Annotated in this window: 10 protein-coding genes and 3 pseudogenes; 4 read left to right on the top strand and 9 right to left on the bottom strand. The window is 70.3% G+C overall.

Going from position 1 to position 13,287, the window contains the following annotated elements:
* Nucleotides 1–21: 21 nt before the first annotated feature.
* Complete coding sequence (locus QEG98_RS35665) at nt 22–1,977, bottom strand: DNRLRE domain-containing protein (RefSeq protein WP_316564486.1); 1,956 nt, start codon at nt 1,975–1,977, stop codon at nt 22–24.
* Between the two features lie 238 nt (nt 1,978–2,215).
* Between QEG98_RS35665 and QEG98_RS35660 the strand changes: the two are divergent.
* Nucleotides 2,216–5,037, top strand: a pseudogene (locus QEG98_RS35660) (cation-translocating P-type ATPase).
* Between the two features lie 6 nt (nt 5,038–5,043).
* On the opposite strand, the gene QEG98_RS35655 reads toward QEG98_RS35660, so the two are convergent.
* On the bottom strand, nt 5,044–6,072 hold the full coding sequence (locus tag QEG98_RS35655; RefSeq protein ID WP_316564485.1) for a DUF547 domain-containing protein: 1,029 nt from the start codon (nt 6,070–6,072) through the stop codon (nt 5,044–5,046).
* Between QEG98_RS35655 and QEG98_RS42470 the strand changes: the two are divergent.
* Nucleotides 6,050–6,259: pseudogene (locus QEG98_RS42470) on the top strand (Rieske 2Fe-2S domain-containing protein); the annotation flags it as partial. The gene QEG98_RS35655 and the pseudogene QEG98_RS42470 sit on opposite strands and share 23 nt — an antisense overlap.
* On the top strand, nt 6,259–7,098 hold the full coding sequence (locus QEG98_RS35650) for a (2Fe-2S)-binding protein (RefSeq protein WP_410478105.1): 840 nt from the start codon (nt 6,259–6,261) through the stop codon (nt 7,096–7,098). The pseudogene QEG98_RS42470 and the gene QEG98_RS35650, both read left to right, overlap by 1 nt.
* Before the next feature lie 23 nt (nt 7,099–7,121).
* On the opposite strand, the gene QEG98_RS35645 is transcribed toward QEG98_RS35650, so the two are convergent.
* Both QEG98_RS35645 and QEG98_RS35640 read right to left on the bottom strand, forming a co-directional pair.
* Complete coding sequence (locus QEG98_RS35645) at nt 7,122–7,331, bottom strand: hypothetical protein (protein WP_225888207.1); 210 nt, start codon at nt 7,329–7,331, stop codon at nt 7,122–7,124.
* A gap of 63 nt (nt 7,332–7,394) precedes the next feature.
* Nucleotides 7,395–8,879: a TolC family protein gene (locus QEG98_RS35640; RefSeq protein WP_316564484.1), complete on the bottom strand. Its 1,485-nt coding sequence runs from the start codon at nt 8,877–8,879 to the stop codon at nt 7,395–7,397.
* Nucleotides 8,880–9,063: 184 nt separating this feature from the next.
* Here QEG98_RS35640 and QEG98_RS35635 point away from each other — a divergent pair, with 184 nt between their 5' ends.
* Entirely contained in the window at nt 9,064–9,555 is a 492-nt protein-coding gene (locus QEG98_RS35635) for a MarR family winged helix-turn-helix transcriptional regulator (protein ID WP_011556416.1), read from the top strand.
* A 10-nt stretch (nt 9,556–9,565) separates the two neighbouring features.
* Here QEG98_RS35635 and QEG98_RS35630 read toward each other — a convergent pair.
* The 5 genes and pseudogenes from QEG98_RS35630 to QEG98_RS35610 all read right to left on the bottom strand — a co-directional run bounded on the left by QEG98_RS35630 (nt 9,566) and on the right by QEG98_RS35610 (nt 13,214).
* Nucleotides 9,566–10,376 (bottom strand): annotated as a pseudogene (locus QEG98_RS35630) (energy transducer TonB).
* Nucleotides 10,377–10,392: 16 nt separating this feature from the next.
* Nucleotides 10,393–10,827 carry an ExbD/TolR family protein gene (locus QEG98_RS35625; RefSeq protein ID WP_141594587.1) on the bottom strand — a complete coding sequence of 145 codons (435 nt, stop codon included), beginning with the start codon at nt 10,825–10,827 and terminating at the stop codon, nt 10,393–10,395.
* A gap of 3 nt (nt 10,828–10,830) precedes the next feature.
* The gene (locus tag QEG98_RS35620) at nt 10,831–11,553 is read right to left on the bottom strand and encodes a MotA/TolQ/ExbB proton channel family protein (protein WP_090488393.1); all 723 of its coding nucleotides are present in this window, start codon (nt 11,551–11,553) and stop codon (nt 10,831–10,833) included.
* A gap of 166 nt (nt 11,554–11,719) precedes the next feature.
* Entirely contained in the window at nt 11,720–12,718 is a 999-nt protein-coding gene (locus QEG98_RS35615) for an aldo/keto reductase family protein (RefSeq protein WP_316564483.1), read from the bottom strand.
* A 13-nt stretch (nt 12,719–12,731) separates the two neighbouring features.
* Nucleotides 12,732–13,214, bottom strand: a complete 483-nt coding sequence (locus QEG98_RS35610) for a DoxX family membrane protein (RefSeq protein ID WP_316564482.1) — start codon at nt 13,212–13,214, stop codon at nt 12,732–12,734.
* Nucleotides 13,215–13,287 lie beyond the last annotated feature (73 nt).

The following is a 13,287-nucleotide window of genomic DNA, read 5'->3' as shown; positions in this document are numbered from 1 at the left end:
TCCCGGAGGACACGGCGGGCTTCAGGGTGACAGCCTCAGGAGGAGGGTGAAGCCTCCTTCGGAGGAGTACTCCGTCTGGTCCACTCGGATGACCTCCGACTCCTCGAGGAGGCCACCGAAGAGCACCTCTCGCGAAGGCGTCAGGCCCAGCAGCGTCGGCGCCAGTCCGTCTCCCACGGCGCGGGACCAGCGGTGGCTGCCGTCGGGCCCGTAGCTGGCCACGAAGGAGCTCTCCTCGCCGGCCTGGTCGGGATTCAAGGTGCCGCCGCCCAGGTCCGTCTCGTAACTGAACACGCCCGACGTCACCAGGTTGCCCTGCGCGTCCACGACGAGGTCTCCGCCGTACTCACCATGGACGCCGCCGTACAGGCGTCCCCAGCGGTCCGTTGAAGAAGACTCCAACACGCCCAGCACCATGTCCGGGTCTTCGGTGGGGTTCGACAGCGACGTGCCCGCGAAGGTGAAGGTGCCACGGACATCGCCTCTGAACGCCACGGCGCCATCCGGCATCGCCGCCACCCCCGTGATGTTGCCCCGCGCCCCGTCGAGGCGGCGCACCCAGTGGCGTTCGCCGGTGGGGAGGAAGCGCGCGATGAAGGGCGTCATCCACGTGGAGGAGCCCAGGTCATTGACGCCGCTCGTGGTTCCGCCGACCAGGATGTGTCCCTGGCTGTCGGTCGCCACGGCCAGCCCCAGCGTGTCCCAATCGTTGCCCGCGGCGAAGGCATGGGACCACACGTGCGTTCCTTCCCATGAGAACTTCGCGAGGAACATTCCCCGGCGGCCGACGCTCGTGTGACTGAAAGGCCCCGCGTCCAGGGGGCCGCCTCCCAGGTCCGTGCGGCCCTGGAAGTCGCCGGTGACAATGAGGCTGCCGTTGGCGTCGGTGGCGATGCCGCGCGCCCGGATTGGGGCCGGCGTGGTCATGCCCTGCTCGTGGGTGAAGGCGCGGAAGGCCTTGCCCCAGACGAACTGCCCGGTGGGGCTGAACTTCGCGATGAACAGGCCATGGTTGCCAGGACCCGTTCCGGGGAGGGGGCCCGTGCCGAAGTCCAGTGGGCCCGTGAAGCTCCCGTGTACGAGCAGATTGCCCAGGGGCGTCATCACGAGCCCTCCGAGCGTCCGCCAACCCCCGTTGTTCTCGGGGTAGTTCTGCATCCACACCACGGAGCCGTTCGCGTCGTACCGGGTCAGCCGCATCCCCGACCCGGCGTCCGTCGAGTACGTGGCCAGGGTAGCGAAGCCGCCGCTGCCATCCATGGCCAGGTCGCGAGGGAGCGTGTCGCCGCGGAGGACCTGGGTGACGGCGCCGCCCGTGCCCCGGTGCTGGCACCGGGGTTCCGTCTCCCGCAGTCGCAGCCGCAGCTCAGGACCAAGGCCATACGTGGGGTGCCGGGTCGAGGCGAAGTCCGTGCCGTCTCCCACCTCGGGCACGAGGGCGAAGCTGTACAGGCCATTGCCCGTCACGTGGGCCGTGACGTCGTACGTCACGAAGGTCCCGGAGGCGATGGGACCCACGTTCGCGAGCGGCGCGCCGACGAGGGCGGGGCGGTTGTTCCACGTGAGGGAGTAGGGGTCCCAATCCGCGCGGGTGGCATACACGGCGGGGCCGTTGCTCGAGCCATCCAGGGCATGGAGCCTCAGCTCCGCCTGGATGATGGTGGTGGACGCAGCGGCGTCGACCCGGAAGCGCAGGTAGGTCTCCTGCCGGGGGTTGCCGTCGGAGACGAGCACCGTGGACGTGTTGTGCGGCGTGTCCGGCGCGTCCTGCACGACGTACGTGTCACCCGCGTGGCGCGCCACGCTGTTGTACTCGATGCCCAGGTCCTCGCAGCCGGGCGGAAGCGCCTGCACCTTCACCGCCGCGCCCTGGGCCTGCTGCTCCCCGAGCTCCTCCGCCACCACGCCGCCACACCCCACCGCCAGCCCGAGGACGGGCAACAGGCCCAATCCCTTTCTCCACTGCTTCACAATCACTTGCGCCTCCCGGACCCATTGTCTGTTGCAAAGTGATTGCACTCGCAGTGCCAATGACAGGCGTCCCCGGGGTGCTGAAAGCCGTGGGGGATTGGCCCTTGCCTCGCCCTGGGGGGCGCCTTTCTTTCCCTCTCGGTCCGGAACAATGGCCCTGGAGGGCCGTGTGATGTCCACCCGCCCACTGCCCAGGTGGAGATGCGCGCGACCGTTGCCAGATTGCATTGGAAGGAGTCACCGGATGAAAGACCAGCCCGCCGCACCCGAACGACCGGGTGCACCAGCGCCCGCCGGGCCGCCTGCCGGCACGAAGCCCCTGTGGCACGCGCTGCCACCGGACCAGGTGCTGACGTCGCTCGGGAGCACGGCCGAAGGGCTGACGGACGAGGAAGCGCGCGAGCGCCTATCGCGCCATGGGCCCAACGTGCTGGAGCGCGCCCAGCGGGATGGCCCGCTGAAGCTGCTGTGGCGGCAGGTGAACAGCCCCTTCATCTGGGTGCTCATCGCCTCCGCGGTGCTGGCCGTCATCATGGGGAAGGTGACGGACGGGCTGGTGGTGGCCGCGGTGGTGGTGCTCAACACCCTCATCGGCTTCGTGCAGGAGTACCGCGCGGGGAAGGCCATTGAGTCGCTCAGCCGCATGGTGCCGGAGAACGCCACGGTGATTCGCGCGGGCCGCAAGCTGCGGGTCCCCGCGGCGCAGGGGGTGCCGGGCGACGTCATGGAGCTGACGCCGGGTGACAAGGTGCCCGCGGACATGCGGCTGCTCTCCGCGCGCAACCTCACGGTGGAGGAGGCCGCGCTCACGGGCGAGTCCGTGCCCGCGCAGAAGGCCGTGGCGCCCGTGCCGGCGGACGCGGAGCTGGGAGACCGGGCCAGCCTGCTCTTCGGTGGCACCCTGGTGACGTCCGGCTCCGCCACCGCGGTGGTGGTGGCCACCGGGCAGGCCACCGAGCTGGGCCGCATCTCCACGCTGCTCCGCGAGGCCACCGACCTCCAGACGCCGCTCACCAAGGCGCTGGCCGTCATCGGCAAGTACATCACCCTGGGCATCCTGGTGATCTCCGCCGCGCTGCTGGCGGTGGGGCTGGTTCGTGGCTACGCGGTGAGCGAGGCCGTCGTGGTGGCGATTACGCTGGCGGTCGCCGCCATTCCAGAAGGACTGCCCGCCATCGTCACCATCGCCCTGGCCATTGGCGTGCAACGCATGGCCGCCCGGCGCGCCGTCATCCGCAAGCTGCCCGCGGTGGAGACGTTGGGCAGCACCACCGTCATCTGTACGGACAAGACGGGCACGCTCACCCGCAATGAGATGACGGTGCAGGCCTTGTGGACGACCCACGGGCGCTACGCGCTCAGCGGCGTGGGCTACGCCCCCAAGGGGTGCTGACGCGGGGGGCCGCCGTTGGATGCGCCGCCGCCGGACGTGTGTGAGCTGCTGCTGGCGGGCGTGCTGTGCAACGACGCCGCGCTCCAGCCCCGCGATGGACAGTGGGACATGACGGGCGACCCCACCGAGGCCGCGCTGCTGGTGGCGGCGGAGAAGGCGGGCATGCACGTGGACGACGCCCGGCAGGCGCACCCGCGCGTGGACGCCATCCCCTTCGAGTCGGAGAACCAGTTCATGGCCACCCTGCACGACGACGGGAAGGGCGGCCGCCGCATCCTGCTCAAGGGGGCGCCGGAAGTCGTCCTGCGCCGCTGTGCCCTGGAGGACGGCTGCTCGTCCAGCACGGTGCTGGCGGAGGTGGACGGCCTGGCGCGGCAGGGCATGCGCGTGCTCGCGGTGGCATGCCGGGAGGTGACGGTGTCACACGTCGCGCTGCGCATGGAGGACGTCCAGGGCGGCCTGCGGTTGCTGGGCCTGGAGGGGATGATTGACCCGCCTCGCGAGGAGGCCATGGCCGCGGTGCGCGCCTGCCACGAGGCGGGAATCACGGTGAAGATGATTACCGGTGACCACCCCTCCACGGCAGCGGCCATCGGCGCGCAGTTGGGGCTGCTGAAGCCGGGGAGGAGGGCATCCCCGGCGCGCGGCTGGCCGCCACGGATGACGCGGCGCTGGAGGAGGTGGCCCTGCGCTCCAACGTCTTCGCGCGGGTGGCGCCCGAGCACAAGCTGCGGCTGGTGCGCGCGCTCCAGCGCCGGCAGCACGTGGTGGCCATGACGGGGGACGGCGTCAATGACGCGCCCGCGCTCAAGCAGGCCAACATCGGCGTGGCCATGGGCATCACCGGCACGGCGGTGGCGAAGGACGCGGCGGACATCGTGCTGACGGATGACAACTTCGCCTCCATCGTCGCGGCGGTGGAGGAGGGGCGGCGCGTCTACGACAACCTCATCAAGTCGCTGGCCTTCGTCCTGCCCACCAACCTGGGGCTGGCGCTCATCCTGCTGTTCGGCGTGTCCCTCTTCCCCATCCAGGAGGTGGATGGACGGCTGGTGCCGCTGATGGCCATGCTGCCCACGCAGTTGCTCTGGATAAACCTGGTGGCCACGGTGTCACTGGCGCTGCCGCTGGCCTTCGAGGCCCGGGAGCCGGACGTCATGCGCAGGGCCCCCAGGGCCCCCGGGGCGCCGGTGCTCAACCGCTTCGTGGTGATGCGCACCGGACTGGTGGCGTTGCTGATGGCCGCGGGCGCCATCGGCCTCTTCCTGTGGGAGTACCGCCGGGACATTCCTCGCACGGGGCACGCGCACGCGCTGGCCGAGGCCCAGACGATGGCGGTGAACACCGTCATCAGCTTCCAGATGTTCTACCTGTTCATGTGCCGCAGCCTCATGGGCTCGGTGCGCAAGGTGGGTCTCTTCAGCAACCGCTCGGTGTTCGTGGGCATGGGCCTGCTGGTGCTGCTCCAGGTGGCCTTCATGTACCTGCCCTTCATGCAGCGCGTGTTCGGCACCGCGCCCCTGGGCTTGGAGGACGTGGGCCTGTCCATCCTGGTGGGCGCGGTCGTGCTGCCGGTGGTGGGGCTGGAGAAGTGGCTGCGGCAGCGCAAGGACGACACGGACGCTTCATCAGGACGCGGCGCCGTGCGGCTGCGCGAGCGTGTGCCCACGTGAGGCGGCTCAGGGACGCGCGGGCCGGGCGGCGGCGTCCGGCAGTGTCCAGTCCCGCTCCATGAAGGCGATGCGGCACTGGTCCAGCCGGGGACCGCAGGCACGGTCCAAATCACTGCGGGTGTCGCAGCCCGGGCGCTCCTCGCAGGTGTCCGGCAGGAAGGCCCAGACGAACTGGAGCACGTTGCCACCGCGGCCCTCGGGCAGCGCGGCGAGGAAGTCCTCGCGGTACTCCTCGAAGAGCGACGTCAGGTAGACGGTGTCCCGCTCCAGCCGCACGTTGCGCCGGTCGCCCACGAAGCGGCGTCCGGCCTCGTTGAGCTGCGAGTCCAGGAACTCCGGCTGGAAGTGCGAGCCGTCCAGCCGGGGCCCCGCGCGCGGCCTGGAAGAGCGCCGGTGGATGCGCGGGTCGGCGAACTCGCGGCGCAGCACGCGGTCGTGCAGCGCCCACAGCGTCAGCCGCTCACCGCCCACCGCCCAGGAGCGGCCCCAGAAGAAGCGTCCCAGCACTGGCTGCTGCACGGTTTCGAGGTACGGGTAGCCGTCCACCACCTGCTGGAGCACGAGCGCGTTGTAGGCGTTGAGCCAGTAGGCCAGCGCGTCCTCCGGCGTGGGAAAGACGTCCGGGCGGTTGTGGGGGGAGAACGACGCCAGCGAGTCGACGAAGCCGTCCAGCGTCTTGCGCTCGCGCCCCACCGAGGCGAAGTCCACGTCCCCGTCCGGGCGCACGTGCCGCAGCACCTTCTCGTAGTCGTGGTAGCTGAACGGGGTGGCGGGGGAGGGCACGCGCGCGGGCAAAAGGCCCTGGACATGCAGCGCGCCTCCCGCGCCCAGCAACGCGGCCACGGCGAGCAGCACGGCGAAGACGTGGGGACGACGGCGAGGAGCGGAAGAGGTTGCCACGGGGGCGGGAGCATAACCCAGGGGGAAGGGGGCTGCCCGGCCCTCCAGTTCACCCCGCGTAACTCGGAGTCCATTCCAAGCAGGGATAGTCGTCGATTTATACTGGGCCCTCATGGAGCCTACCCCCAAGGTCATCCGTCACTTTCATCCGGTGCTCTCCGCCCGCGCGCTGGGCACCAAGCCGGTCCGCGTGGAGGTGGCGGGCCGCGCCTACGCGCTCTTCCGGGATGGCACGGGGCAGCCCGCGGCGCTCGCGGATGCCTGCCCCCATCGCTTCGCGCCGCTGTCCAAGGGGACGGTGCGCGCGGACGGCCGGCTCCAGTGTCCGTACCACGGCTGGCGCTTCGACGCGGAGGGCGCGGCAGCAACCCCAGCCAGCCGGAGCTGCGCCACTGTGACGCGCGCAGCTTCCAGGTGGTGGAGCGCTACGGCTACCTCTGGCTGGCCGAGCGGGACACGCCGCTTTCGGCCATGCCCGACATGGGCGATGAGGGCTACGTCTTCGGCGGCGCGTTCTCCACGCACTTCGCGGCGCCGCTGCACGTGTCGCTCGACAACTTCAGCGAGGACGAACACACGCCCTACGTCCACACCCGGCTGGGCTGGGACGACCCGAACGCGGGCCGGGTGGAGTTCGAGGCGCGCAACCTGGAGGACCGCACGGAGGTGCACTACCGCGCCCCGCAGCGACCCGCGCCCATCATGACGGTGCTGGGCGTGCGCGACGGTGACTTCTTCCAGAACGACTGGGTGACGCGCTTCGACCCGGTGCGCAGCCAGTACACCATCCGCTGGGTGGCGCCGGACGGCTCGCCGCGTCCCTTCATCACCCGGGCGAACATCTTCTTCGTGCCGGAGACGGCGCGCACCACGCGCCTGCACGTCTTCTCCTTCCTGCGCACCGAACAGCCGCTGCTGCGTCCGCTGCTTCCCGTGGCGGCGCGGGCGGCCATGGCGCTCACCTGGTGGGAGGTGCGCGACGACGCGCGCTTCATCACCACCGTGGCGGACACACCCTACAGTCACAAGGGCATGCGGTTGGACCGTTTCGACGCGCCGTTGGTGCACCAGCGGCGGCTCCTGGAGCGCATCTACTACGGCGCCGGTCCGAAGATGACGGGGGCCGTGGTGCCGCTCACCCGCGAGGCCCCGGGCGGCTGAAGACCCCCAGGGCGCGCTCGCGCTCAGTGCAGTGAAGGAGAGGGCCCTTCGTACGCCGGAGTGGCCACACCGGTGCGCGCCTCGTAGGCGTTGCAGCCGCTTTCTCCGGACACCTCCAATTCGAACTCGGCCAGCTCCGGCTGCATGCAGCGGTGCGTCTCGCCGGCGCTCTGGGGTGTCTGGTTGGCGAAGTAACGGCAGCCCTTGCAGTTGCCCCACTGTCCTTCCGCCATGACGTCCTCCTCGGGAAAGGGTGTGATGCCTCTCTCCACGAGGGTGGGGCTGGCGAAGGCCGCTCACAACCGGCGCTCGCCGCCCACCTTCCACGGCGGGCAACCCGGCGCCTGGGAACGGCGGGCGCCGGGAGGCCGCGCGGAATTACGGCTGCCGGGGGCGTCCGCCGGCCCTTCCTGGGTGGGCTGCGTCGGCTGCGTCTGCTCCGGCAGCGGCTGGAGGAACGGGGCCTCCGAGGTCTCCACCTTCAGGTCCGTCGTCAGGGGACGGGCGCCGAACGCGCCCACCGCGCGCAGCAGGCGCAGGCCGGCGAGCGAGGCCTGCAGCCGCTCACCCACCAGGCCAATCTCCGCCTGCGTCAGCGCGGTGTTCGCGTCCGCGACCTCCAGGTACGTGGCCACGCCTTCCTTGAAGGAGACCTCGGTGAGGCGATGGGACTCGCGCGCCAGCTCCACGGCCTGCGAGGCCTTGAGGCGGTTGGCCAGGGCGCTCTCCAGGTCGAGCTGCGCGGTATTCACTTCCTGGCGTGCGGTGAGCTCCGCCTTGCGCTGCAACGCCCGGTTCTCCGCGATGACGGCCGAGGCCTCCTGCAGGTTGGCCTCACGCAGGCCGCCGTCCCACAACGTCCAGCTGGCGCCCAGGGTGATGAGCCAGATGCGGTTGGAGCCCACGAGGCCCGCCGCGTTGCTGATGTTGTAGGTACCGGAGACCTGCACGTTGGGCAGGTAGCTGAGCCACACGCCGCGCTTGTTGATTTGCGCCAGCTCCACGGACTCACGCGCCGCGGCGACGTCCGCGCGCTGCTCGAGCGAGCGCTCGACGAGCACGTTGGTGTCCGTCTTCTCCGGCACCTGGGGCTCCGGCGGCGGCGCCACGTCGAAGTTCGGGTCGTCCAGCGCCAGCAGGGTGGCCAGCACCAGCTTGGCGGACGCCTCCGCGTTGCGCGCGCGGACCAGGTCCTGCTCCGCACGGGCCAGGTCCTGCTCGGCGCGCAGCAGCGCCACGCGCGTCACCGTCCCCGCCTCGAAGCGGACCTGCGTGTCCTTGGCGCGCGCGCTGTTGAGCTCTACCAGCCGCTCCTGCACCGCCACGGCCTGGGCCTGCGCCACGGTGCCGTAGTACGCCTGCGCCACGCCGAAGAAGATTTCGCGCCGCGCCTGCTCCACGTTGAGCTCCGCCACGCGCTCCGCTTTGTAGGCGGCCTGGATCCCGGCCCACAGCTGCGGGGCGATGATGGCCTGCCGCACCTGGCCCTGGGCCTGCATCTGCACCCGCGGCTGGATGACGATTTCCACGGGCGCGAGCGGACCCGCCGGAATCACCGCTTCGATGGAGTTGCGGGTGATGGCGCCGTTGACGGTGACGTTGGGGAGGTAGCCGGCCCAGGCCTTGCGCGACGCGGTATCCGCCTGAGCGAGGCGGGCCTGTGCGGCCTTGAGGTCCAGGTTCTCCTTGCGGGCGCGGTTGAGTGCGTCCTCCAGGGTCAGCGTAGGCGGCGGTGCCGCGGCCAGGGTGGCCGCGAGGGACAGCGCCAGGAATGAACTCATGACCGCCTCTACCTCCTCAAGGGCCCGCGCCGGCGCGGGCCACTGCGTCCAGAATGGACTTGCTACGGGTTCGAGCCTCGGGTCGGCAGCCATAGTCCATGACGTCCGAATTTGGAAGCTCCGGAATGTAGTAACCCTCAATAGTTGATGAGGTCAATTGTTTAGGTGGCTCAGGTGACATAACATGAGAGGCATGAACGGGAGCGGCGAGCAGCTGGAGCGGAAGACGAAGCCGGGGAGCGGGCCCGGGCAGGCCGGACCTGCGGGTGACTTGCCACGCCAGGCGTGGACACTCCTCTTCGAGCTGATGCACACGCACATGCGCAACTTCCCCGCACTGGCGGCGGAGTTCGACCTGTCGCCGGTGCAGGCGCACGTGTTGCGACAGCTGGGGGAAGGGCCGCTGGCCATGAGCACGCTGGCCGCCTACTTGTCGTGCGACGCGTCCAATGTCACGGGCCTGGTGGACCGGATGGAGGCGCGCGGACTGGTGGTGCGCCGCAGCTCCGAGCAGGATCGGCGGGTGAAGATGCTGGTCCTGACGGAGGACGGCGCTGCGCTGCGCGAGCGGCTGCTGGAGCGCATCTTCGAGCCGCCGGACGCCATCTGCGGCCTGCCGGAAGAGGACCTGTGCGCGCTGCGCGACATCATGCGCCGCGCGCTGGGCGCGCAGTAGGCGCCCCGGGTCAGTCCAGCAGGAAGGTGTACGAGTACTTCATCTCCGTGGAGACGGGCTCGCCGCCCTTGATGGCGGGCTTGAAGCGGAAGCGGCGGATGGCATCCCTCGCCGCCTCGTTGAGGCCATAGCCGGGCCCCTTGAGAATCTTCACCGCCACCACCTTGCCCTCGTGGTCGATGGTGATGGAGAGCGTGACGGTGCCCTCCACGCCCGCGCGGCGCGCTTCCTCCGGATAGGGAATCTTCACCTCGGAGGCCACCGTGGGCTCGGAGTCCACCTGGTAGATGGGCGCGTACTTCGGCGCGCTGTACCCCTTCACGTCCTTGGGGTCCTTCGCGGTGGGGCCCGTCCTGCCATACGCGGTGTTGCCCACGGGCGCGGAGAACGAGCCCGCGCTGGTGGTGGAGGACATCGTCATGCCCACCACGAGCGGCGGCGGCTTGGCCTGCGGCTCCGGCGGCGGGGTGTCGTTGGGCGGCGGCGGCGCGTCCACGGGCGGTGGGGGCAGCGGCTTGGGGGCCTCGGCCACCTTCACCGGCGGCGGCTTCACCACCTTGGGCTTGGGGGCGGCGGCTTGGGCGGCTCCTCCGGCTTCGGCGTCTCGGGGGCGGCGGGGGTGGCGGGGGCGGCTTCACCACCTCCACCATCACCATCTCCACGGGGCGCCTGGCCGCGGGGAGGGTGCGCGAGGCGCCTTCCCCGAGCGCCCAGAAGCCGCCGACGTGAATCCCCAGCGACACGAGCAGGAAGACGCCTACCACGGCCAGGGAGCGATCGCGTCGGGGCGTCGGAGCGTTGTCGAGGACCGCCTGACTCATGAAGTGACGCCTTGCCTCAGGGGGCTGAGGGCGCGGCCGCGGGGGCTACGTCCTTCTCGATGTTGAGCGCGAACTTGGCGATGCCCTGGCCCTTCACCACGTCGATGAGCCGCATGACGCGGCCATAGGGCAGCGACTGGTCGGCGCTGATGATGGCGCGCGTCTCCTTGTCCTTGGCCACCGCTTCCTGAACGCGCTTCTCCAGGTCCTTCTCGGTCATCTCGGTGCCGTCGAAGAAGAGCTTGCCCTCCTTGTCCAGCACCACGTTGACCAGGCCCTGCACCGTCTCACCGCCGTTGGCGGCTCGGGGCAGGTCCACCTCCACCGTCTCGCGGACGATGAAGTTGGCCGTCACCATGAAGATGATGAGCAGCACCAGCACCACGTCCACCAGCGGGGTGACGTTGATGCCTGTGATTTCGTCGTCGTTGTCCTGCGCGCCGCCCGCCATGGCCTAGCGGGCCTCCGCGGCGCGAGCCGCAGTGGCCGTGCTGGACGCGGGGCGCTCGGCGCGCATGCTGCCCACCAGGGCGTAGCCCAGGGCATTGGCGCGGCTGGTGAGCGTCTTGAGCTGGCGGTTGAAGACGTTGAAGGCCACCACCGCCGGAATCGCCACCGCCAGACCCACGGCCGTGGCGACCAGCGCTTCGGAGATGCCGGCCATGACGGTCTGCTGCATGGCCCCGCCGCCGCCCTGGGCGTTCATCTTCCCCAGGTCATTGAAGGCCTTGATGATGCCCAGCACCGTGCCGAACAGACCGATGAACGGCGCGTTGTTGCCCAGCGTGCCCAGGTACGACAGGAAGCGCTCGTACTGGGGGCGCTCACGCGACAGGGTGGAGGCAATCACCTGCTCCACCGTGTCCGCGCCCTGGTCGGCGGAGGCCAGGGCCTCGCGGATGATGGCGGCCTCCATGCCCGTCTTGCCTTCAATGGCCTTGCGGGCCACGTCGTACTCGCCGCGGGCCAGCCGCACCGCCAGGGCCTCCGAGTCCGGCAGCCGGTGGCGAGCGAAGTACACCGTGCGCTCCAGCATGATGGCGATGGAGAGCACCGAGAGGATGACGAGCACCCAGAGCACCCATTCGGCGGAGGTGAGCGTCACGCCGAGCAGCTTGCTGCTGAGCCAGCCCAGCTCGGTGTGATTCGTCTGGGCCAGGGAGAGGAAGGGCGTCATGGAGGGAAGCCTGGGTAAAGGTGGGTCACGGTGCACTCGCAACCCGGTTGCCAACCTGCGGGCCCATGTCTTGTTCCCTTGGCGCGGAAAGTCAAATGGAACGGATCGGGTTGGGTGCCGCCCTCCCGGAAGCGGACGCTCAGGCGCCCGCCCGGGTGGGGCGGGCTCAGGGGCGCTGGGCGGGGACGTCGGTCAGGGCTGGATTTCGTTCGATGGCGGGGCCCAGCACCGCGTCAATCCGGCGCAGCAGCTCTGGCTTCAGCTTCACGCCCGCGGCCTTCACGTTGTCGTGCACCTGCTCTGGCCGGGAGGCGCCGACGATGGCGGAGGAGACGCTGGGATTCTGGAGCACCCAGGCCACGGCGAGCTGGGCCATGGAGAGGCCGGCATCCTTCGCCAGCGGGACGAGCTGCTGCACGCGGGTGAGCACGTCATCCGTCATGAAGCGGGTGATGCCGTAGCGCACGCCGGTGGCGTCCGTGGCGCGGCTGCCGGCGGGCGGCTGCTGGCCGGGCAGGTACTTGCCGGTGAGGACGCCCTGGGCGATGGGGGACCAGACAATCTGCCCCAGGCCTGCTTCGTCGGAGGCCGGGATGACCTGCGGCTCGATGACGCGGTAGAGCATGGAGTACTGCGGCTGGTTGGAGATGAAGGGCACGCGCAGCTCGCGGGCCAGCGCGGCGCCCTGGCGAATCTGGTCGGCCGTCCATTCGGAGACGCCGATGTACAGCGCCTTGCCCTGGCGGACGATGTCTGCGAACGCGAGCATCGTCTCCTCCAGCGGCGTCTCCACGTCGAAGCGGTGGGCCTGGTACAGGTCCACGTAGTCCGTCTGTAGCCGGCGCAGCGAGCCGTCGATGCTCTCCAGGATGTGCTTGCGCGACAGGCCGCGGTCATTCTTTCCGGGGCCGGTGGGCCAGTACACCTTGGTGAAGAGCTCGTAGCCGGCGCGGCGCTGGCCCTTCAGGGCACGGCCGAGCACTTCCTCGGCGCGGGTTGCCGCGTATACGTCCGCGGTGTCGAAGGTGGTGATGCCCACGTCCAGCGCCGCGCGCACGCAGGCGAGCGCGGCCTCTTCCTCCACCTGGGAGCCGTGGGTGATCCAGTTGCCGTAGGAAATCTCACTGACGACGAGGCCGCTGCGGCCGAGCTTGCGGAAGTGCATGGTGCGCGCGAGCCTAACCGTGGGCTGCCAGTCGCGCACGGCCGCGGACGGGCCACCAGCCGCCAGCCCACGCCACCCAGGCGACGTAGACGAGCTGGAAGGGGATGCGCAGCCAGAAGTACCAGTCCGGGAAGGGCAGCACATGGGCGGCGGTGTTGGCCTGGGCCTCATGGATGTTGGCGGGGAGGATGGCCAGCAGCAGCGCGATGAGCCCCAGCGCCGCGAGTCGACGGGTGCGTGGCAGCAGCAGCCCCAGCCCGCCCGCGACCTCCGCGGCTCCGGAGAGGTAGACCCAGAAGGCGGGTGATGGCAGTCGCGGCGGAATCATGGCCGCGTAGCGCGCGGGCATGACGAAGTGCATGACGCCCGCGCCCACGAAGAAGAGCCCCGCGGCGACCGCGGCGCGCGCCGTGGGGGTGGACAGCGCGGGGATGCGCCGCAGCGGCGGCAGGTGCAGCAGCAGGAAGAAGGACAGCAGGAGGATGGCGAAGGACATGGGGTGTGCTCCTGAAGAGAGGCACGGGAGGGAGTGGCCTGCCGTGCCGTTGACTTCAGGATGGCGCCCCGGT

The organism is Myxococcus sp. MxC21-1 (assembly GCF_032612255.1).
GTDB lineage: Bacteria > Myxococcota > Myxococcia > Myxococcales > Myxococcaceae > Myxococcus > Myxococcus virescens.
Note: the sequence above shows the minus strand (reverse complement) of the source record. Positions and strands in the feature narration are given on the sequence as shown.

What these genes read in the sequence shown, in the direction of transcription:
- QEG98_RS35625 (WP_141594587.1), bottom strand. Translation starts at nt 10,827, where the DNA reads ATGGCGGGCGGCGCGCAGGACAACGACGACGAAATCACAGGCATCAAC.
- QEG98_RS35620 (WP_090488393.1), bottom strand. Translation starts at nt 11,553, where the DNA reads ATGACGCCCTTCCTCTCCCTGGCCCAGACGAATCACACCGAGCTGGGC.
- QEG98_RS35655 (WP_316564485.1), bottom strand. Translation starts at nt 6,072, where the DNA reads ATGACCTTGGGGGTAGGCTCCATGAGGGCCCAGTATAAATCGACGACT.
- QEG98_RS35615 (WP_316564483.1), bottom strand. Translation starts at nt 12,718, where the DNA reads ATGCACTTCCGCAAGCTCGGCCGCAGCGGCCTCGTCGTCAGTGAGATT.
- QEG98_RS35610 (WP_316564482.1), bottom strand. Translation starts at nt 13,214, where the DNA reads ATGTCCTTCGCCATCCTCCTGCTGTCCTTCTTCCTGCTGCTGCACCTG.
- QEG98_RS35635 (WP_011556416.1), top strand. Translation starts at nt 9,064, where the DNA reads ATGAGAGGCATGAACGGGAGCGGCGAGCAGCTGGAGCGGAAGACGAAG.
- QEG98_RS35640 (WP_316564484.1), bottom strand. Translation starts at nt 8,879, where the DNA reads ATGAGTTCATTCCTGGCGCTGTCCCTCGCGGCCACCCTGGCCGCGGCA.
- QEG98_RS35645 (WP_225888207.1), bottom strand. Translation starts at nt 7,331, where the DNA reads ATGGCGGAAGGACAGTGGGGCAACTGCAAGGGCTGCCGTTACTTCGCC.